The organism is Pseudonocardia sp. HH130630-07, assembly GCF_001698125.1.
Taxonomy (GTDB): Bacteria; Actinomycetota; Actinomycetes; order Mycobacteriales; family Pseudonocardiaceae; genus Pseudonocardia.
In genome coordinates this window covers 2,481,765-2,500,437 of record NZ_CP013854.1, presented here as the reverse complement: position 1 = coordinate 2,500,437, position 18,673 = coordinate 2,481,765, and the positions used below count along the sequence as shown (strand labels likewise).

Sequence of the window (18,673 nt, the reverse complement as noted above, 5' to 3'; positions counted from 1 at the left end):
TGGTCTTCTCGCTGCTGGTGCTCATCGGGTGGTCCTGTTCTGGGGCTCGTCGGGGACGAGGTGAAGACCGCTCGCGGTCTGCGGTGGGGTGTCGCGGAGCTGTTGGAGTGCTCGGGCGGCGGTGCCCCGGCCGACGTCGGCCATCTCCTGCAGCTCGCGCACCGTGGGGAGGTCGCCGTGGCGGTCGCGGTGGGTCGCGGCGGTGGTGCGGGCGCGCTCCTGCGCGCCCGCACCCGACCCGCCCGTCCCACCCGGGCCGGAGCCGTCCGGCCGGACGGCGGGGCGCGGAGCGGGGTGGGACACCGGCCGCGGCGGGCCCGGGATCACCGGCCCGTCGAGGGCGGGCGGGACAGCCGGCCCGTGTCCCACCTCGTCGGGGTGTCCCGCCGGTGTCCGGCCGGACGGCGGGACGGTGATCGTCGCTCGGACACGGGGTTCGGCCGCGACCTCAGGCGCCTGCCGATCGTGGTGCTCGGGCTGCTCGTCGGTGTCGGTCTCGGCAAGGAGGTAGAGCAGGTGCGCGACGACGGCGGCGGCGACCGCGGGCCACGCCCCGACCCCGAACCGCAGCGCGGCGCTCACGGCCAGCTCCCCACCCGCGGTGACGGTGTCAGAAGCGAGGTAGACCGCCTGCGCGAGCCCCGACAGCCCGGCCGAGACGATCACCACCGACCAGGCGTAGCGGGCCGCCGACCCGGACAGCCGGGCCGTGGCGGTGTAGGCGACCAGCGCGAGGCCGTCGGTGATCAGCGGGTAGATCCAGGCGATCCCGGCCGGGACCCGCGCGGCCAGCGCGACCTCGAACAGACCGTGCGCCGTCGCGACCGCGGCCCCGATCGCGACGGCCAGGCCCGGCAGCCAGATCGCGGCCCGGCCGGCGCGACCGCTCCGTGTTCCGGTGATCGTCATCCGAGCGCACCGCCGATCGGACCGGCCCCCGCGGCGGCGGTGCTCGCCGGCTCGGGTGGAGCCTGCTCGCGCCCGTCCGCCCACCACGCGGTGATCAGCGACGCGTGCTGCTCCCCCGGCACAGTCGGCGGAGCCCCGGGCGGGGCACCCCACCCGGGTCGGGTCTGGTGCCTCTCGATCGAGCACGACCCGACGGACTTGCGGAGCCGGTTGACCACCCCAGGGCGCTGGCGGTCGTGCCAGTCCCCCGCGAGCTGCACCGAGGCGTCGGGGCCCTGGTAGGCCGCGCACCAGGCGTGCATGAGCCACAGCAGCTCCTCGACGACGTCGGCGTGCCAGGCCCAGCACTCCGGCACTACCCCGGCGCCGTCGGGGTAGCGCAGGAACACCAGACGCAGCCACCCGGCCAGCTCGTCGAGCAGCGCCGCGACCTTCTCCGACTCGGTCGGGGCAAGCAGCCACGACGGGGCCGGGGCCGGCCGCCGCCGGGCGGCGACCGTCGCAAGGGTCTGGCTCAGCTCCGCCACGACCTGGGTCAGCTCGTCGACCCGGCCGTTGACAGGACCGAGCGCATCGAGCCTGCGGTTCAGGTCGTCGACCTGCCGGGCCAACCCGGCGACCGCGACACCGGTCGGCCCCTCCGCCTTCGAGGGGGTGTCGGGGTGCGGGGGCGTGTTCATCGGCCCCACTCCGTCGCGTCGTCGTCGGCCCGCGGGGCGGACGACGGGATGTCGTGGGGTGCCAGATCGTCGGCCAGCGCCTCGGCCTGCGTCGCACGGACCATGTCCGAGACCCGCCGCATCTCGGTATCGGTCAGCGGCCGGATCCCGCCCTCCACGGCCGGGTCCGGGGTGAACCACATCCCACCGACGAACGCACCGGGCCCCTCGTCGAGGACCCGTTCGCGGTCCCCACGCTCGTCCTCGCGGACCAGGTCGGGACCGTCGTCGGTGCGCGCGGCCGCCTCCATCTCCGCGCGCAGGGCACGCATCGACGGGTGCTCGTCGGACAACATCCGCATCCGCCGCCCGTCCGGGGCAAGCGACCACCCCTCGTCCTGGTTGCGGTCGTCCGCGCCGCGCATCGTGTCGTCCGCCTCGTGGTCGCCGCTCCGCTGCTCACGCGGGTCGCGGTCGGTCTGCTGGTGGTGGTGATCGGCGGTGGTCGCCGACGCGGCGGCGGCGGCTTCGGCCGCCAGGACCCAGGTGTCGTGGGCGGCGGTGGCCTCGCGGTGCGAGCGCTCCCGCCCCTCCCGGGCGACGGTCACGAGCCGCGGCTGCGGGTCACACGCCGCGGTGTTGGTCAGCTCGTCGAGCCCCATGCTGTGGGCGCGGTAGCCCCACATCTCTGCGTCGGAGTGCAGCCCAAACAGCCGGGCCCGCTCGGTGATCGCCGACGTCCCCCGCGCGTCCCGCAGCGCCGCGACCGCGGCGGCATCGGCACGGGTGCGGGCGGCGGCGACGGTCTCCCCGCCCGCGAAGTCGACCCACCCGAACCGGGCACGGGCGTCGTCGAGATCGAACTCGTCCATCCGCCACCCCGACGACGGACGACCGTGCACACCGGTCGCGTCCCGCAGGTAGGACGCGATGACCTGTTCCGCATCCGCCCGCCCACCCGGCAGGTCGACGGCGAGCCGGTCGACCGCCTCGACCGGGGTCAGCAGCTCGTAGCGGCCGCTCATCGCTGCCACCGCCCGTCATCTGCGCCGCCTGCCGGTGGGCCGGGCGGTGCGACGTCGGGGCCGGGATCTTGCAGCGCCGTCGCCTCGGCGGCCTGGCCCTGCTCCCCACCGCGGCGGATCGCGCGCAGCTCGGCGAACATCCGGTTCGACGACCGCACCCGCTCCGCCGCCTCCCCGAACCGCCCCGGCCAACGGCCGGCGAGCACGGTGAGGGCATGTTCGAGCTGGAGGTCCGCCCACGCCCGGGCCGTCTCGCTGCGGCGGTGCCAGCGGGTCTCCGCCTCGATCCGGGCCAGCAGCCGGGCCCGACGCCGGACATCGCGGCGGCGCCACGCCATCTGCGCCCGGCCGATCACCGGGGCGATCCCACGCCGGATCACGACCACCCGGCCAGCGGGCAGGTTCGCGATCTGCGCCGGCGCCAACACCGGCACCTTCCGCACACTGCGGGAGGCGACTCGGCCGTGGTCGTCGGTCGTGGTGACCCGCTCGTCCCGCTCACCCGCGAGGGTGGACCAGAACTCCAGATCCGCCTTGTCCCGGGTCCCACCGAAGATCATCACGGCGGCGGTGTTGTTCAGGATCGTCGCGGCCTTGTGCTCGCCCCACCGTGCGAGGAGCTGGGCGCGGGACTGGAACGCGCACAGGATCGTGACCCCGCGCCCGCCCATGTCTGCAGTCCACGACTCCAGCGGGACCGGGCTGATCAGGGCGGCCTCGTCCAGGAACAACCCCAGCGGCGGGTCCAACCGGCCCTTGGACTGCCCGGCGGCGAGGCGTCGGGCTTCGCGGGCGATGTGCCCCGTGAGAGCGCAGACCAGGGGTGCGGTCTGGGCCTCCTCGGCGCCGAGCAGGAACACCGTCGCCCGGTCGTCGAGGAGTCGGGCGACGTCGAAGCCGTCCCCCGGCTTGGCCGCCGCGGCGGCAGCCGGGTGGGTCAGCCACCCGAGGGCGGGCATCACCGAGGAGGTGATCGAGGAGCGGGTGCGTTCGTTGGTGGTGATGAACTGCATGGCGTCCTGTTCGAACGCGGTCACCCCGGAGCGGCGCAGCAGCGCGGGGACCTCGCGGCCGGCGGCGTCGGGGTCGGCGACCCACCCGAGCACATCGGCCATCCGCCGACCGCCGAGAGCGGCGGCGTGCAACAGCGCGGCCAGCACGCGGCGGGCCTGACCGTCCCAGAACTCCCGATCCCCACCACTGCCAGAGGCGACGGCGGCGAGCATGTCCGTCGCCCGCTCGGTCGCAGTCACCGGATCCGAGCAGCCGGTCAGCGGATCGAACGTTATCGTGCTGGCCCGTGCCCCGAGGCCGGCCGGGTTGAACACGAACACCTCACCCCGGTCCTGACGGCGCAGCGGCGCGCAGAGGTCGAGCAGGTCGGTGCGGGTGGAGGTGACCAGGGCGGCGCCGGGGGCGTCGAGGACGCGCCCGGCGAGCCAGCCTGTCTTGCCGGTGCGGGGGCCGCCGACGACGATCACGACGTCCTCGACCAGCGCCCACACCCGCAGCACGCCGGTGCGGCACAGCTCGACGGCGGCCTCGCTGGTGGCGAGCCGGGCCCGCTGCCACCGCGACAGAGCGGCCAGGGACGGCCGGACGGTGCCGGTGCGGCGCCGGACGGCGAGGGTTCCGGCGTGGCGGACGATGTCCAGCGACGAGGCCACGCCGACCTTGCGGCGCGACCGGGCCGCCCATCGGGACACCGTGGCCGAGGAGCGCGACCAGCGGTGCCACACGATCACCCCCGCCAGACCGACCACCGCGACAAGCGCGGGCCAGGACAGGGCGGTGACGATCGTCGCCGCCGGGAGCAGCGCGACCACGGCGAGGCCGGCCGCCAGGGCGCGGGCGCCGCGCGCCCAGGCGAGCAGCGCGCCCGCGGCGAACACCGCCAGCACGAGCGCGGTGGAGCTGAACAGGATCTCCATCAGAGCTCCCACCCCTCGTTCCACGCCTGCACCTCGGCCGCGTGCCGCGTGCAGCCCTTCGTGTGGCCGTCCTCTCTGTTGGCCGGGTTGCCCTCGAACGGGCCGTGGTCGGTGACCAGGCCGTCGCAGGTCGAGCAGCGCCAGTACGCACACGGCGTCCGGAACGAACGCACCCCGTCCGGCTCCGGATCCGGGGCACGGCCGCAGACCAGCCAGTCGAACGCCGCCTCCCCCACCACCGCGACCTCGTCAGTGGTGATGCCGAGCGCGTCGGCGATCTGGTCCCAGGACCGGCCCGCCGCACGGGCGGCCCGGGCGTACTCGGTCAGCTGCGACTCCGCCACCGTGTGCACCAGCAGCGCGGCCCGGATGCCGGCCAGCGGGTCGTCGAGGCGGCGGTCGGTGAACGCCGTGAATCCCGGGATCGGGACCTCGGTCTCGGTCGCGGCGAACACCTCGACGGCGATCCAGCGCACAAGCTCACGGACCCGACCGGACACGGCGGTCCTCGGGGCGACGTCGAACCGGGCCATCACCGACCACCACCCGGGGTCGTGTCGGCGACGGACAGGGTCGCGGCCCAGCGGTCGACCGTGCGTCGCGACACCCCGAAAGCCGCCGCGACCTCGCGTCGCGGGACGCCCCCCGCGAGGGCGGCCCGACCGTCGGCGACGATCGGGGACCGGCTCCGGGATGGGACCTGCCGGACTCCGACCGGAACCTTGAAGGCGACCTCACCTCGGCACGCGGTGACGCGCCGGGCGGGCCGGACCGCGCGGGCCCGGCGGCGCTCGGCGGCCGTCATCCCGCCGGCGATGCCGTGCGGCTGGGACTCGATCGCCCACTCCAGGCACGCGGCCTGCACCGGGCACCGGCCGCAGACCCGCTTCGCACGGGTGACCTGCCGGGCGTACGCAGCGCCGTTCTCCGCGACCGGGAAGAACAGCTCGGGGTCCACCGACCGGCATCCGGCGCGGTCGCGCCACCGGTCGTCCTCGCGCTCTACCATCGTCACCTCTCCTGCCTTCTGCTGATGTGCGGTGAGAGCGGCCCGGCGGCTGTGTCCCGCCAAGAACCCGTCGCCGGGCCGTCCCTCGTGGTGTGTGCTCCCGTGGTTCATCGCGTGTCCTCCCGTTCCGGGGTGCGGGCCGGGGCGGCGAACAGCCCCGACATCGCGTCCAGCTCGTCGCGCCGCCGGTCCCGGTCCGCGGCGCTGTCGCGGCCGGCCCGGGCCCCGGGGACGACGTCGGCCAGGTGCCCCAGCCGCGCCGGCAACGGCCGGTTCTCCAGCAGCGCGAGCGCCACCTGCCGCGACGGGCACTCCTCACGGCGCTGTACCGTCCACCGGCAACTCGGGCACCGTCCGGCGGTCGGGACGTAGTGTTCGACGACCATCCGCAGTCGTTCCGTGCGTCCGGTCGGCGACAGCAGCCGTGGGTCCAGGTCGTCGGGCTGCGCGACCGGGTCCCGGACCAGCCGCTCCGGGCTCGGCCCGGGGCTCACGCCCACCACTCCCGGTCGACGTCGAGCGACGCCCCGGAGCCCTGCTCGGTGAGCGCGTAGCGCAGCCCGCCCGCCTCGACCGGATCCGGAACGCGTCCGGCCTCGTCCGGGCACAGCACCGAGCCGTCCTCGTGGGAGAACGTGGGCAGGTGCCCAGCCCGCGCGGGCCAGCCCGTCGGCGGGACGTCGACCACCGGGGACCAGCAGCCCGGGCACACCAGGTCCGCGACGTCGACGACGTCGTCGCCGAGCACGTGGTCCACCGGGTACTCGGCCGCCGCGCTCACGACCCGCTCCCAGAGGTCCCGGCCTGCTGTGTTCCGTTCAGCGCGGGGGTCGCAGCCTGGTCGAACGCGGACATGAACGTCCCGACCGCCGCCGGCACCCCGGCCCCGACCGGCGTGGCGATGAACAGCACCAGGGCCAGCGCGGCGAACGCAACCGCGCCACCGGCCGAGCGGGCCTTGGCGCAGATGAACGCCCCGACCAGCGCGACGAGGATCAGCACTCCGACGCTGCCCATCACGCACCGCCCCGCAGGTCGGCGGGGACACCGGCGACGGCGTTCTCGACGAGGGTCTCGATGACCTGCGCCGGGACCAGCCAGCGGCCCCGCACGCGGACCGCCCGCAGCTCCCCGGTCGAGATCGCCCGGTAGACGGTCATCCGCGACATCTTCAGCATCGCGGCCACCTCCTGGACGTCGTAGAAGGTCGGCCCCGCACTCGGGGCTCCGGTCGTCGTCATCTCTGCTCTCCGTTCGTATCCATACACACATTGTGCACCATATGCACATGGTGCACAATGCTGCATTGCGATGGCTCCCGCCGTGCGTGGCAGCTACGCGCCCGTCACCGGGCTGCGTAGGCTCCCGACCGGAGGAGGCCGATGACCGAGCACACGGGGCGCCCGAAGTACCTACAGGTGGCCGACGAGCTACGCCGCGCGATCCGCGCCGGCTCCTACCCCGTCGGGAGCGAGCTGCCCTCGACGTCGCAGCTCACCCGCACCTACGAGGTGTCGACGACCGTCGTACGCGCCGCGGTCCGCGAACTGCGCCAGGAGGGCGTCGTCCAGGGGCAGCCCGGCAAGGCCGTGTACGTCACCGCCGAGCCCGGCGACGAGCCTGATGCCGATCGCTCCGACCTCGCCGTCCGACTGCGCGAGCTGGAGGACCGCACCTCGACCGCTCTCGCCGCGCTCGAAGCCCGGGTGGCCGAGCTGGAGGGCCGGACCTCGGAGCAGTAGCTCCCTGAACCGCCTGTTTGCTTCTGCGATGCTCTCCATGCGAATCAGCAAACAATGTCGGTGCCCCTACCTACAGTGTGCTCGGGGGGTGCATCCGTGCACAGCGGGTGCACACGGGGTGCAGACAGCCCCTCCGGGCGGTGGAACGGATGGGCGGAACGACGCCGAACGTCGCGCTCGGTCGCGCGATGGCCGAAGCCGAGATGACCAACAACGGGCTCGCACGCCGGGTCCGTGACCTCGCCGCACGTCGCGGCGTCCGCAGCGCCGCCGACCACGTCGCCGTCAAGCGGTGGCTCGACGGCACACAACCCAAGGCCGAGACCGCGGTCCTGATCGCGACCTGCCTGTCGGAGAAGCTCGGACGCACCCTCACCCCGGCCGGACTCGGCTTCACCGCCGTCGTCACCGCCGAGGCAGAACCCGCCGCCGCCGTCGAGCCGGTCGTCTATCCCGACGACGCCGACACCGCGACCGCACGGCTCGACTCCGTCGCCGCAGCCGACACCGCCGGCGTCCTCGTCCCCGGCCCACACGCCTGGGACGGGTTCGCGACCCCGTCGATCATCACCGGGTACCTGTTCGACGACCAGAGCGAGTACCGCCGACCCGACACCGACGATGTCCCGGTCGACGCCGAAGCGATCCGGCTTACGACCGCACGGCTCATGGAGCTGGACTTCCAGCTCGGCGGCGGGCACACCCGCGAGCTGCTGCTGTTCTACTTCCGCAGCCAGGTACTTCCGCTGCTCCGCTCGCTACCCCGGGGGGCCGGGCGCGCGGATATCCTGTCCGCCACAGCGGAACTCGCCCAGATGCTCGGGTGGAGCGCGTACGACGCCGGACGCCACGCCGCCGCACAGCGCTACCTCACCTACGGACTGCGCCTCGCCCGCGACGCCGGAGACGTCCTGCTCGGCGCGCGGCTCCTCGCCAACCTCAGCCACCAGGCCAACTACCTCGGCCGCTACCGCGACGCGGTCCAGCTCTCCCGCGCAGCGATCACCACCAGCACCGGCATCCCGGCACCGGCCACGCTCGCGATGCTGCACGCGATGGAGGCGCGAGCCCTCGCGTCGCTGTCCGACGGCCCCGGAGCCGAGCGGGCACTCGGACGAGCGGAGGCCTCGCTGCACCAGGGCGGAGACGCCGATCCTGCGTGGATCGGCTACTTCGACCCGGCCGAGCTGGCGGGCGAGGCCGCACACTGCTTCCGCGACCTCGGCCACGGCGAGGAGACCCGCCACTTCGCCGGCCTGGCCGTTGCCTCGGACGCGACTCCGCCCCGGACACGAGCTTTTATCAACATGGTCACCGCAGCCGGGGCGCTGCAAGGGGGATCACTAGACGAAGCTGTGGCCGCCGCCCGATCGGCGATTGAGCTTGCCGGACCTCTGCAATCCAGCCGGTATCGGCGTTACGTCGCTGATTTCGTCCGACAGGTGACCGCAGCGCATCCGCGCGACCGGCGGGTCGTCGAACTCGCCGTGCTCACCGAACCGTTGCTTCGAACGACGTAGGGGTCTACGTCCTGCAACCACAGTGGCGGCGAGACACAGGAGACAGGCGAGCGACCGTGATGATCGCCGCATGATTGATGTTGCCAGGCCGGCAGCTCCGTCAGGCGCAGTGGAGGAGTGGCGATCCACAGTCGCCCCAGGACGGGGCTGTGGTTCAGATGTATATCGCGATGGGCATGACAGTGACGGCGTTGACAATTTCCGCGTCGAAGGATAAATCGAAGTGCTCGGCTACTTTTTCATCGGGAACCAACGCATCAAGAAGCTCGTCGATCGCCTTTGGCTGGAATCGTCGCAGCAGTTTGTTGTTGGCGAGAATCGACGTGCTCGAAGTCAGCGGCTTGATGACCTTCCCGAGGATGGTGAATCGGCCATCAAGGAGCCGATCGGGATCCGCGGTCACAAAATGTGCCGTGTCGCAGATAAGAATAGCATTACGGTCGTCGGTGACAGTAGCGTGGTACTCGCGGGTGTCCGTCCGTCGTGCATCGACTTGAAGTGCCGCGGCGACAGCCTCGGCGACATCAGCTGTATCAGACGCTGCTAGCTCGTGAATAGCACGCTGCGCGGCGATCTTCTCCGCGCCTATGCTGACCTCCGCAGCCTCGGCCTGGTCCATCATGTCCTTAATCTCGGCCCGATTTCGGCTCCGGACGACGAACCGAGCGACCTCCCTGACCAGAATAGGGGTCGCGATGTCCAAGAGGGCGTTGATCTCGTTCGGGCGCACCGTGCGGGCAGTGAGCCTTTTTCAACCTGACCAGCGAGCTTCTGCGTCAGGAGATCGCGAAGGTTGCAGCGCAACTGCTCTGACCACAGCTGCACAGGTCACCGGCTCGCCAGCTCGGCGTCTGCACCCACACAACCAGGCCCCTGAGCTGCCGGAACGGCAGGTTGAAAAAGGCTCAGTGAACTCCACGATGTCCCCGACTGACGCGGTGAACGCATCGGAGGCGATCTGACTACGTTCGGCAAGCCCTCGATGCACAGCGTCGAGGTAATGAGCTTGCGAGAACACGAACTTCTGCCGTTGAGCGCTCGATCGTTCGTCGGCCTCGGTCTGCTGGCGTATCCATTCGCCGTCTAGCTTGCCCCCAGCCTTGGACAGGAGCGGCACACTCCCTTCGGTGTTTGCGTCAGCAGAGGTCTTCCTCTGCTTGTTCCCGGTCTCTGAGTTCTTCCCGGAAGAATCGCTTTCCAGCGACTGAATCAAGCCGACCTGGTAGATCTCTTGCAGCATTGCCGAAACGAAGTCGGCGTTCTGATAGACAATGGTGCGCGGAGTCTGGGACCACAGCCCTTGCGTCGAGATCTCGGCCATAACAGCGCATCCTTCCGAAGATATATATATATATATTGCCTAGCAGGCGAACCGAGCCGCTGCAGAATCCGTCAGAACGGCCTCCAACTGCGTAACGACTCACCCTCCCGAATGGTCCGCATCCGACGCTCGTACTGATCGCGGATCTCGCGCGACTCGTTGAGGTTCTGCATGATCCAGGTGGTCATCTTGATCGCCTGAACTCGCCTTAGAACTGCGAAACCTGACCATCTCGATACATCAAATCCGTACTCCTCGGAAAACTCCCTGTATCGCTCGTCCTGCCAGAATCCGGCGACCTGCCACTCGGTTGCGGTGACGTTCAGATCCCACTCGGGCTGTCCGAGCGCCATGTTCTCCAGGTCGATGACGACCGGCCGCCCGTCCGCCGGAACCATGAGGTTCTGCACGTGGGCGTCGCCGTGCAGCACAGCAGGGGCGAGGGGGAAATCGAGGTCCCGCAGCTGATCCCGGACTTGGCTAAGAGTGTCGGCGAGAAACGCACGGTCGTCGTCTGGGATGGGCGACTGCTCGATGCGGTGCACGACCCGAGCGAAGGGGTCGAACTGCGGCAGCTCCGGCGCCTGGTCGACGGGCAGCTCGTGGATGGACCGCAAGATGCGGGCGAGATCCCCGACGTCGCTCGGGCGACCGCGGCGACCGTCGATGTACTTCCAGAACGTCACCGGGTGGCCGTCGACATCGAATGGCTGGTCCTCGACGTCCGCAAGCCGGACGACACGGACGCCCTGCTCAGCGAGCCACCGCGACATCCGGACTTCCTTCACCGCGTCGGGCCACCGCTGCGCCGACCGCGCGATCCGTACGACGACGGGTGCACCGGCAAGTCGGTAGATCGCGTTCTCGCCGAGGCGGAGCAGCTCCGCACCGTCGGCCGAGAGACCCGCCCGACGGCACGCCTCGCGCAGAACGGGCGTCGTCGAGTCGCGTCCGAAGGTCGGAGAGCTGGGTGCACCGGCCACAGCGCAACCGTACGGATGGACGACGCTCACGGCGCCCGCGGTACGCCGTCCGACGGCCTCACTTCTTCCTCGCGGAGAACGGCCGGCGGCTCGCCAGCGCAGCGGCCGACCGCTGCTCGGACTCCAGCACGAACGCGGTGTAGGTTCGCAGCGTCGTCGACCCACCACCCGCGTGCCCGAGCCGCCCGGCGACGGTCCGGATGTCCACCCCGGCCGCGATGAGCTCGGTCGCCGAGTAGTGCCGGAGGCAGTGCAGGTGCGTCGTGATTCCGAGCCGCTTCACCATCCGCCCGTACCGCTGGGTAACCGTGTCCGGGTTCAGCTGCACTGCCCCGTCGATCGCTGGCGAGAACACGAACCCGTCCCGCCGGACCGTCGTGTCCAGCTCGGCCGCGCGGGCCTCGCACCGCTCGCGGTGCGCCATCAGGACCAGGACCAGCTCCGGGTCGATGGTGACCCGCCGGTGCTGGTGGGTCTTGGTGTCCTTCTCCCACACGTCCCCGGCGATCTGCCCGATGCTCGACCGGAACACCACCACCCCGCGCTCCAGGTCGACGTCGGGCCACCGCAGCCCGCAGATCTCCCCACGCCGTGCACCGGTCGTCATCGTCAGCCAAATCAGCGCGGACCAGTCCGGGTCGCTCTCGGCCGCCTGCATGATCTGCGCGGCCTCCTCCGCGGTGGGCGGGTTCGGGTTCGGCCGCGGCACGGACGGCGGGTCGACCTGGTCGACCGGGCTCGTGGCGATCCAACCCCAGCGGATCGCGCGCTGGAACGCACCGCTCAGGATCGCGTGGACCACTCGCACGCTCCCGGCCGACAGCGGCGTGCAGACGTGCTGACGACAGATCCGGCTGCACCACTTGCACTTCGCGTCCAGATCACCCGTCGCGATCTTCACGCACTTCCGTCGGGTCGAGTGCTCGTCGCAGACATGCTCGGCCGTCGTGCGGTGCTGGATGTACTTCTCGCCGTGGCAGTGGTCTCGGCACCGGCGGAGGCGTGCGTAGAGGGTGTCCAGCGTCTCCGCCGTCACCCGACCGACCTGGAGCCGGCCGATCGTCGGCCGGATGTGCTTCTCGATCTTCCCGACGTACCCGGCGCGGGTCTTGCGCTCGACCTCGATCACGTCGAGCCAGCGGTCGATGAGCTGGTTCACCGTCGCCTCGGTCCGCGGGCTCCGGCGCTCGTCGACCTGGTTGAGCAGGCGCGTCACGGCCTTGTCCGCCTCGCGCTCGGTCTCCCGCTTCGTGGCACGGGCGGGCACCGTCTCGCGGAGCCGGATCTGCTTCCCCGTGACCTGGTCGACGCCGCCGTACACGCTCACGCGGGCGGAACCGCTGGGGAGCCACGTGACGTTGCCGCGTGTGCGGCGGGGCTTCGAGGAGGCCATGCGCCGAAGCTAACGCGGATCTCGTGCCACAAACCGTGCCACGATCTTGCCTCTGAGCTGGTCAGAAGGCCCGGAAAGGGCCTCTGACGTGGAGCCGCCTTGGGGAGTCGAACCCCAGACCTACGCATTACGAGTGCGTCGCTCTAACCGACTGAGCTAAGGCGGCGTGGTGCGTGCGCAAGTGTACCGACCCCGTCCGGCGCCCCCGACAGCCCCCGCCCCACCGCAGATCGATCGAAAGTGGGACGCGGTCGCAGCGGCGGGCGGGAGATCCTCCTCGTCATGGTGACGCGCTGGGTGGCGGTTCTGGTCCTGGTCGGGGTGGCGTGCCTGTCCTGGGCGGACGGGCGCGCCCCGGCCCCGCTCCCGTCCGACGCACCGGCGCAGGTGTTCGCCGCGGACCGCGCGATGCGCACGGTCGAGGAGCTGGCCACCGGGCCCAGGCCGGTCGGGAGCCCGGCGGCCCGGCAGACGCGCGACGAGCTGTCGGCCCGGCTCTCGGCGGCCGGGCTCACCACCCGGGTGCACGCGTCCACCGGTGTGGACGGCCGGGACCGCCGGATGGTCGCCGCCCCGGTGGACAACCTGGTCGCGACGCTGCCCGGCACGGACCCGACGGGCACCGTCGTCCTCGCCGCGCACTACGACTCGGTCGCGAACGGCCCGGGGGCCGCCGACGACATGTCCTCGGTCGCCGCCATCCTGGAGGCGGTGCGGGCCCTACGGACCGGTCCGCCGCTGCGCAACGACCTGGTCGTGCTGTTCACCGACGCCGAGGAGCCCGGCCTGCTCGGCGCGCAGGCCTGGGTCCGCGAGGAGCTCGGATCGCGCCCGACGGTCGTCGTGAACTTCGAGGCCCGCGGGACGTCCGGGCCGTCGCTGATGTTCCAGACGTCCACCGGCAACGCGGGCCTGGTCCGGGCGTTCGCGGAGGCCGTGCCGCACCCGGTCGGGGACTCCTCGCTCGTCGAGGCCTACCGCCTGCTGGACAACGACACCGATCTGAGCCGGGTGCTCGACGCCGGCCGGCCCGGCCTGAACTTCGCCTTCATCGAGCAGCCGGTGAACTACCACACCACCGGGGACTCCCCGGTCAACCTCGACGCGGCGAGCGTGCAGGGGCACGGCGAGGCCGCGCTCGGCCTCGCGCAGGTGCTCGGCGCGCGTGATCTCGGACCGCTCGATCCGGCCGCGTCCGGCGCCGCGCCGGAGGACGACGTCACCTACTTCCGGTTCCTCGGGCTGCTCGTGGTGTACCCGGCCTGGCTGGTGTGGCCGCTGGCCGGACTGGGGCTGGCCGCGGTCGCCGGGGCGGTCGTGGCGGGGCGCCGACGTGGCGTCCTGACCGTGCCCCGGCTGCTGGGTGTCGTGGTCTCGGTGCCGGTGGCGGCCGTCGTCGGGGCGGTGCTGTCGGTCGGGCTGTGGGAGCTGCTGGTCGCGCTGCGGCCCGCCTACGCCGACGTCGGGCCGTTCCTGCACCGTCCGGTCCCGTTCCAGTCCGCGGCCGTGGCGACGGCGGTGCTGGTCACCGCGCTCTGGTACCTGGCGGTGCGGCGGTGGGCCGGTGCCGCCGCGGCCGCCACCGGGGCGGGCGTGGTCGTCGCGCTGCTGGGCGTGCTGACCGCCGCGACGGTGCCCGGGGTGTCCTTCCTGTTCGCGCTGCCGGCGATCGGTGCCGGGCTGGGGCTCGTCGCCACCGTGCTGATCGTCCGCACCCCGGTCGCCGGGACGGCGGTGGCCGCCCTCGGCGCGGTACCGGCCGCCGTCCTGCTGGCCCCGCTGAGCTGGGAGCTGTTCGCCCTCTCCGGGATCTCCGACGGTGTCGCGGTGCTGGTGCAGGTCGTCGTCCTGGCGCTGCTCGCGGTGGTGCTCGTGCCGACCGCCGACGCCGGTGCCGGGCGGGGATGGCCGGTGCCCGTGACCGCGGCGGTGCTCGCCGTCGTCCTCGCCGGGACCGGGCTGGTGCTGGACCGCCCGTCCGCGGACCGGCCGCAGGCGTCGCACCTGGCGTTCCTGCAGGACACCGGCACCGGTGGGGCCCACTGGATCAGCGCCGACACCGCCCCGGCCCCGTGGACCGCCGGGTACCTGGACGACGGGCCCGCCCGGGCCCTGCCGTGGCCGGACGACGCGCCGGTGCGGTCCGGGCCGGCGACGCCGCTCGACCGGCCGGGCCCGGTGGTGGAGATCCTCGAACGGGGTCCGGAACGGCTGGTCGTCCGGGTCGTGAGCGCCCGCGGAGCCACGTCGGTCACGCTGCACTCCGATCGGCCGGTGCCGTCCGTCGTCGTGGCGCCGGACGGGCGCCCGGCGGTGCGCCGGGACGGGGCGATCGACGAGATCCGGCTGCACGCCGTCCCGGCGTCCGGGATGCGGGTCGAGCTGACCCGGCCGGGGCCGGAGCCGGTCGCGCTGACCGTCACCGATCTGACACCCGGGCTCACCGGAGCCCCCGGTTTCCGGCCCCGGCCGCCGGAGCTGCGGGGATCCGGGCAGTGGAGCAGCGACCAGGTGGCGCTGAGCCGGACGGTCAGCGGCTGAACGTGAACCGCGGGCCGGGCTCCCACGGGCCCCCGGCGTAGCGCCACAGGGCCAGCCCGGTGACCGTCGCGGTCCACGGCGTGAACGCCGCGGCGAGGTCGTCGTGCAGCGCCCTGGCGACGGCCGGGTCCACCTTGTTCTGGACGGTGACGTGCAGATCGGACTTCCCGGTGTCCTGCCGGGACAGGCGCGCGGCCCAGCGCGACGCGAGCCCGCGGCGCAGTGCGACCAGGTCCGGGCAGGCCACCGTGTACGCGACGCCGCGCCCCAGCAGCCGCAGACCGTCCACCCGGGCCGGCAGCGGCACCCGTTCCGCGGCGGCCAGCACGTCCGCGGCCACCTCGGTCGCGGCGTCGCCGGGGAGCGCGTGGAACAGCGTGAGGTGCGCGGCGAGGTGGTTGCGCTCCGGCGGGAAGTGGCGCTCCCGCAGGTCGTCGAGGCGGCCCTGGGTGTCGTCGTCGAGCAGCGCGGTCAGGACGAGCGGCCGGTCGTCGGGATCAGCCACGGTGCAGCGCCGTCATCATCGCCTCGACCGCGATCCGCGGCTTCACGTTCTGCTCCAGGCCCTCGCGGCAGGACAGCACCGCCTCCAGCCGGCGCAGTGCCGAGTCGGCACCCCACTCGGCGGCGGCGCCGCGGATCTCCCGTTCCCGGTCGGGGTTGGTCAGCGGCACCTCGGCCCCGGACGCGGCGACGATCACGTCCCGGTAGAACCCGGCGAGGTCCACCAGGGCCCGGTCCAACGCGTCGCGCTGGGTGCGCGTGGCCCGGCTCTTCTGCCGCTTCTCCAGGTCCCGCTCGGCGGCCTTCGCCGACCGCGCCGCGGCGGCCGCACCCTTGCCGGTACCGCCGGCCCCCATCGCGACGGCGAGCTCCTCGCGCTCGGCACCGTCCCGCGAGGCGCGCAGCTCGTCCGCCTCGCCCTCCGCGGACCGGATCAGGACGTCGGCGTGGGAGAACGCGTCACCGAGGCGGCGCAGGCTGGTCGGGACGCCGAGGATCTGCTCCCGGCGGGCCCTGGCCCCGGCGTCACGGGCCAGCCGGCGCGCCCGGCCGACGTGGCCGCCGCACACCGAGGCCGCCCACCGGGCCTGTTCCGGGTCGATCCCGTCGCGTTCGCGCAGCACGCCGGCGACGGCCTCCGCCGAAGGGCTGCGCAGGTGCACCGGGCGGCACCGGGAGCGGATCGTGACCGGCACGTCCTCCGGGTGGTCCGACGGCGCGCAGAGCAGCCACACCGTCTCCGGCGCGGGTTCCTCGACCGCCTTGAGCAGCGCGTTCGACGCGCCCTCGGTGAGCCGGTCGGCGTCGGCGATGATCACGACCTGCCAGGAGCCGGTGGCCGGGCGCCGCGCGGCCAGCTGCACCAGCGCGCGCATCTCGTCGACCTTGATCGACAGTCCCTCCGGGTTGATCTCCCGGACGTCGGCGTGGGTCCCCGCGAGCGTGGTCCGGCAGGCCGCGCACTCACCGCAGCCGTCGTAGCGGCACTGCAGCGCGGCGGCGAACGCGCGCGCCGCGTTCGACCGGCCGGACCCGGGTGGCCCGGTGAACAGCCAGGCGTGCGTCATCGCGGCCGGGTCCGCGGCGGCGGCCCCCAGCTCGGCGACGGCCGCCGGCTGCCCCACGACATCGCTCCAGACGCTCACGACACTCCCTCCGGTGTGCTCCCGGTCCGCTCGGACCGGCGGCCGGCCATCTGACGGTGGGCGACCGCACCGACGACCGCGGCCACGATCCCGCCCCCGGCCAGGACGAACCGGGTCCCGTCGACGACGACCGTCAGGTCCGCGATCGTGACCGTCCGGGTCGCGACGATCCCGACGATCACCGGCACCAGCGACATCGACCCGAGCAGTACCAGCCGCACCAGCGACTGGACGAACGCGTTGATCCGACCGCGGACCTCGTCGGCGACCCGGGTCCCGATGATCGTCAGCCCGGTGAGGAAGGCGATGCCGGCGAAGCAGCTCACCAGCAGCACCGTGGCGATCGCCATGAACAGGTGCACCGCGACCGCGACGAGCACCAGCGAGAGCCCGGCGGCGACGATCGCGGTGCCGAACAGCCGGTCGTGCGGCAGCCGGCGGGCGAGCCGCGGCCCGATCCCCATCCCGGCCGCCAGCCCGGCGAACACGGCCACGAACAGCACCGAGTACGCGGCGTCGCCACCACCGAGGCTCGACGCGTAGAGCTTCGCCGTGGCGATCACCGCACCGCCCGCGGTGAAGGCCCCGACGATCCCGACGGCCAGCCCGCGCACCAGCGGGGTGGCGACGACGAACCGGAACCCGTCGCGGAGCAGGAACAGCATCGACGGCGGCACCGCCCGCCGGTCGGCCGCGGCGGGCCGGCCGGAGATCTCCGGGATCCGCAGCGCCACCACGACCGCGGAGATCAGGAAGACGAACGAGTTGAGGAACAGCGCCACGTTGACCGCGGCGATCGGGTGGGTCTCGTCGATCAGCGGCGCGGCCTTGGTGACCAGCGCGAACAGCCCGGCTCCGGCCAGCACCGCGACCCCGTAGGTGACCACCAGCCCGAGCTGGGCGGCGGCCTCCATCTGGTCCGGGCGGCGCAGCAGGTTGGGGACCGCGGCATCCTTCGCGGGGATCCAGAACATGGTGCACAGCTCGATCAGCAGCGTGACCACGAGCAGCCACCACAGCGACCCCGCGAACGGGACCGACACCAGCAGCCCGAACTTCGCCAGGTCGCAGACGACCATCACGGTGCGCCGGTCGAACCGGTCGGCCAGCACCCCGGCGAGCGGCCCGAGCAGCAACGACGGGACGAGCTTGGTCGCGACGACGCCGCCGAGCGCGAAGCTCTGCGCGGTGTACCCCGCCCCGGCGGTCAGGTGCGTGGCCAGCGAGGTCAGGGCGAGCAGGGACATCCACTCGCCGGTCGAGGTGAGGATGGTGACCGACCACAGGCGGCGGAACGCCGGGATCGAGAGCACCGACGACCCGCCGTGCTCGGCGCGCGGTGCCTCCGGGGACACGGGTGCGGTGATCGCCGCTCACCTCCTCCGCGGGGGACGCCGGAGAAGGACCCACCCGGCTCCGGCCACAGTAATCGGGGGCACCGACTCCCCCGGCGGACACCTCAGACGATCGTGGACAACGTCTGGATGATGATCACCAGGTAGATCGCCGCGAAGACGAGTGCGAACGCCCGCGACCCGTTGCGGCCCCGGGTGAGGCGGGAGAAACCCAGCAGCCCGTTGTCGAGGTCGACCCGCGGGCGGGCCGACACGGCCGGGGGCCGGTAGACGACGCCGGACGGCCGGGGCCGCCGCTGGCTGGGGACCACGGCGGGCTCGGCGGGCCCGGTCGGCTCGGCGGGCCCGGTCGGCTCGGCGGGCCCCGTCGGCTCGGCAGGATCCGTGGGCCCGGCAGGATCCGCGGGCCCGGCGGAGTTCCTGGGCCCGTCAGTCTCGGTGCGTTCGACGGGGGCGTGCGGCACCCGGCCCGCGCGGCGCTCCGCCTCCCGCTGCGCGACCAGCCGCGCCACGCCCCAGCGCTCGTCGTCGGTGGGGCCGGGCGCGGTACGCCTGCTCCTCCACCGCACGGCCATGTCCGCATGCTAGGCCCGGACCAGCGATGACGCGTCCTTTCGACACCCCTCGCGGGCGGGT

General features: G+C 72.9%; 21 protein-coding genes and 1 tRNA gene. 3 read left to right on the top strand and 19 right to left on the bottom strand.

What is annotated here, in order from left to right:
* Positions 1–21: 21 nt before the first annotated feature.
* The 10 genes from AFB00_RS12140 to AFB00_RS12095 form a co-directional block, all read right to left on the bottom strand.
* Entirely contained in the window at positions 22–909 is an 888-nt protein-coding gene (locus AFB00_RS12140) for a hypothetical protein (protein WP_068797320.1), read from the bottom strand.
* The gene (locus AFB00_RS12135; RefSeq protein ID WP_068800241.1) at positions 906–1,589 is read right to left on the bottom strand and encodes a hypothetical protein; all 684 of its coding nucleotides are present in this window, start codon (positions 1,587–1,589) and stop codon (positions 906–908) included. The genes AFB00_RS12140 and AFB00_RS12135 overlap by 4 nt, the downstream gene beginning before the upstream one ends.
* Complete coding sequence (locus AFB00_RS12130; protein WP_068797319.1) at positions 1,586–2,593, bottom strand: hypothetical protein; 1,008 nt, start codon at positions 2,591–2,593, stop codon at positions 1,586–1,588. Before AFB00_RS12130 ends, AFB00_RS12135 begins: the two co-directional genes overlap by 4 nt.
* Complete coding sequence (locus AFB00_RS12125; RefSeq protein ID WP_068797318.1) at positions 2,590–4,524, bottom strand: type IV secretory system conjugative DNA transfer family protein; 1,935 nt, start codon at positions 4,522–4,524, stop codon at positions 2,590–2,592. The genes AFB00_RS12130 and AFB00_RS12125 overlap by 4 nt, the downstream gene beginning before the upstream one ends.
* Entirely contained in the window at positions 4,524–5,057 is a 534-nt protein-coding gene (locus AFB00_RS33975; protein ID WP_068797317.1) for a hypothetical protein, read from the bottom strand. The genes AFB00_RS12125 and AFB00_RS33975 overlap by 1 nt, the downstream gene beginning before the upstream one ends.
* Entirely contained in the window at positions 5,057–5,533 is a 477-nt protein-coding gene (locus AFB00_RS36170; RefSeq protein WP_083276021.1) for a WhiB family transcriptional regulator, read from the bottom strand. The genes AFB00_RS33975 and AFB00_RS36170 overlap by 1 nt, the downstream gene beginning before the upstream one ends.
* A 107-nt stretch (positions 5,534–5,640) precedes the next feature.
* Positions 5,641–6,027: a hypothetical protein gene (locus AFB00_RS12110; RefSeq protein ID WP_156819500.1), complete on the bottom strand. Its 387-nt coding sequence runs from the start codon at positions 6,025–6,027 to the stop codon at positions 5,641–5,643.
* Positions 6,024–6,314 (bottom strand): hypothetical protein, encoded by a 291-nt coding sequence (locus tag AFB00_RS12105; protein ID WP_068797314.1) that lies wholly within the window; start codon positions 6,312–6,314, stop codon positions 6,024–6,026. The genes AFB00_RS12110 and AFB00_RS12105 overlap by 4 nt, the downstream gene beginning before the upstream one ends.
* A complete protein-coding gene (locus AFB00_RS12100; RefSeq protein WP_068797313.1) occupies positions 6,311–6,550 on the bottom strand; it encodes a hypothetical protein in 240 nt (79 codons plus the stop codon). Before AFB00_RS12100 ends, AFB00_RS12105 begins: the two co-directional genes overlap by 4 nt.
* A complete protein-coding gene (locus AFB00_RS12095) occupies positions 6,550–6,774 on the bottom strand; it encodes a helix-turn-helix domain-containing protein (RefSeq protein WP_068797312.1) in 225 nt (74 codons plus the stop codon). Before AFB00_RS12095 ends, AFB00_RS12100 begins: the two co-directional genes overlap by 1 nt.
* A gap of 141 nt (positions 6,775–6,915) precedes the next feature.
* On the opposite strand from AFB00_RS12095, the gene AFB00_RS12090 reads away from it, so the two are divergent.
* Together AFB00_RS12090 and AFB00_RS12085 are read left to right on the top strand one after the other, a co-directional pair.
* The gene (locus AFB00_RS12090) at positions 6,916–7,275 is read left to right on the top strand and encodes a winged helix-turn-helix domain-containing protein (RefSeq protein ID WP_068797311.1); all 360 of its coding nucleotides are present in this window, start codon (positions 6,916–6,918) and stop codon (positions 7,273–7,275) included.
* A gap of 149 nt (positions 7,276–7,424) precedes the next feature.
* Entirely contained in the window at positions 7,425–8,795 is a 1,371-nt protein-coding gene (locus tag AFB00_RS12085; protein ID WP_083275469.1) for a hypothetical protein, read from the top strand.
* Between the two features lie 154 nt (positions 8,796–8,949).
* Here the strand turns inward: AFB00_RS12085 and AFB00_RS12080 are convergent, their stop codons facing one another.
* The 5 genes from AFB00_RS12080 to AFB00_RS12065 all read right to left on the bottom strand — a co-directional run bounded on the left by AFB00_RS12080 (position 8,950) and on the right by AFB00_RS12065 (position 12,658).
* On the bottom strand, positions 8,950–9,525 hold the full coding sequence (locus AFB00_RS12080) for a DUF6414 family protein (protein WP_068797310.1): 576 nt from the start codon (positions 9,523–9,525) through the stop codon (positions 8,950–8,952).
* A 21-nt stretch (positions 9,526–9,546) separates the two neighbouring features.
* On the bottom strand, positions 9,547–10,116 hold the full coding sequence (locus tag AFB00_RS33145; protein ID WP_156819499.1) for a hypothetical protein: 570 nt from the start codon (positions 10,114–10,116) through the stop codon (positions 9,547–9,549).
* Between the two features lie 71 nt (positions 10,117–10,187).
* A complete protein-coding gene (locus AFB00_RS12075) occupies positions 10,188–11,129 on the bottom strand; it encodes a phosphotransferase enzyme family protein (protein ID WP_197519831.1) in 942 nt (313 codons plus the stop codon).
* A gap of 28 nt (positions 11,130–11,157) precedes the next feature.
* A complete protein-coding gene (locus AFB00_RS12070) occupies positions 11,158–12,426 on the bottom strand; it encodes a site-specific integrase (RefSeq protein WP_197519830.1) in 1,269 nt (422 codons plus the stop codon).
* A gap of 155 nt (positions 12,427–12,581) precedes the next feature.
* Positions 12,582–12,658, bottom strand: a tRNA-Thr gene (locus AFB00_RS12065).
* Between the two features lie 116 nt (positions 12,659–12,774).
* Here AFB00_RS12065 and AFB00_RS12060 point away from each other — a divergent pair.
* Complete coding sequence (locus tag AFB00_RS12060; protein ID WP_156819498.1) at positions 12,775–15,033, top strand: M20/M25/M40 family metallo-hydrolase; 2,259 nt, start codon at positions 12,775–12,777, stop codon at positions 15,031–15,033.
* Here the strand turns inward: AFB00_RS12060 and AFB00_RS12055 are convergent.
* The 4 genes from AFB00_RS12055 to AFB00_RS12040 all read right to left on the bottom strand — a co-directional run bounded on the left by AFB00_RS12055 (position 15,023) and on the right by AFB00_RS12040 (position 18,612).
* Entirely contained in the window at positions 15,023–15,538 is a 516-nt protein-coding gene (locus tag AFB00_RS12055; protein ID WP_068797306.1) for a 2'-5' RNA ligase family protein, read from the bottom strand. The two genes, AFB00_RS12060 and AFB00_RS12055, sit on opposite strands and share 11 nt — an antisense overlap.
* On the bottom strand, positions 15,531–16,682 hold the full coding sequence (locus AFB00_RS12050) for a DNA polymerase III subunit delta' (protein ID WP_068797305.1): 1,152 nt from the start codon (positions 16,680–16,682) through the stop codon (positions 15,531–15,533). Before AFB00_RS12050 ends, AFB00_RS12055 begins: the two co-directional genes overlap by 8 nt.
* Entirely contained in the window at positions 16,679–18,037 is a 1,359-nt protein-coding gene (locus AFB00_RS12045) for an MFS transporter (protein ID WP_068797304.1), read from the bottom strand. Before AFB00_RS12045 ends, AFB00_RS12050 begins: the two co-directional genes overlap by 4 nt.
* A 104-nt stretch (positions 18,038–18,141) precedes the next feature.
* The gene (locus tag AFB00_RS12040; protein WP_156819497.1) at positions 18,142–18,612 is read right to left on the bottom strand and encodes a hypothetical protein; all 471 of its coding nucleotides are present in this window, start codon (positions 18,610–18,612) and stop codon (positions 18,142–18,144) included.
* Positions 18,613–18,673 lie beyond the last annotated feature (61 nt).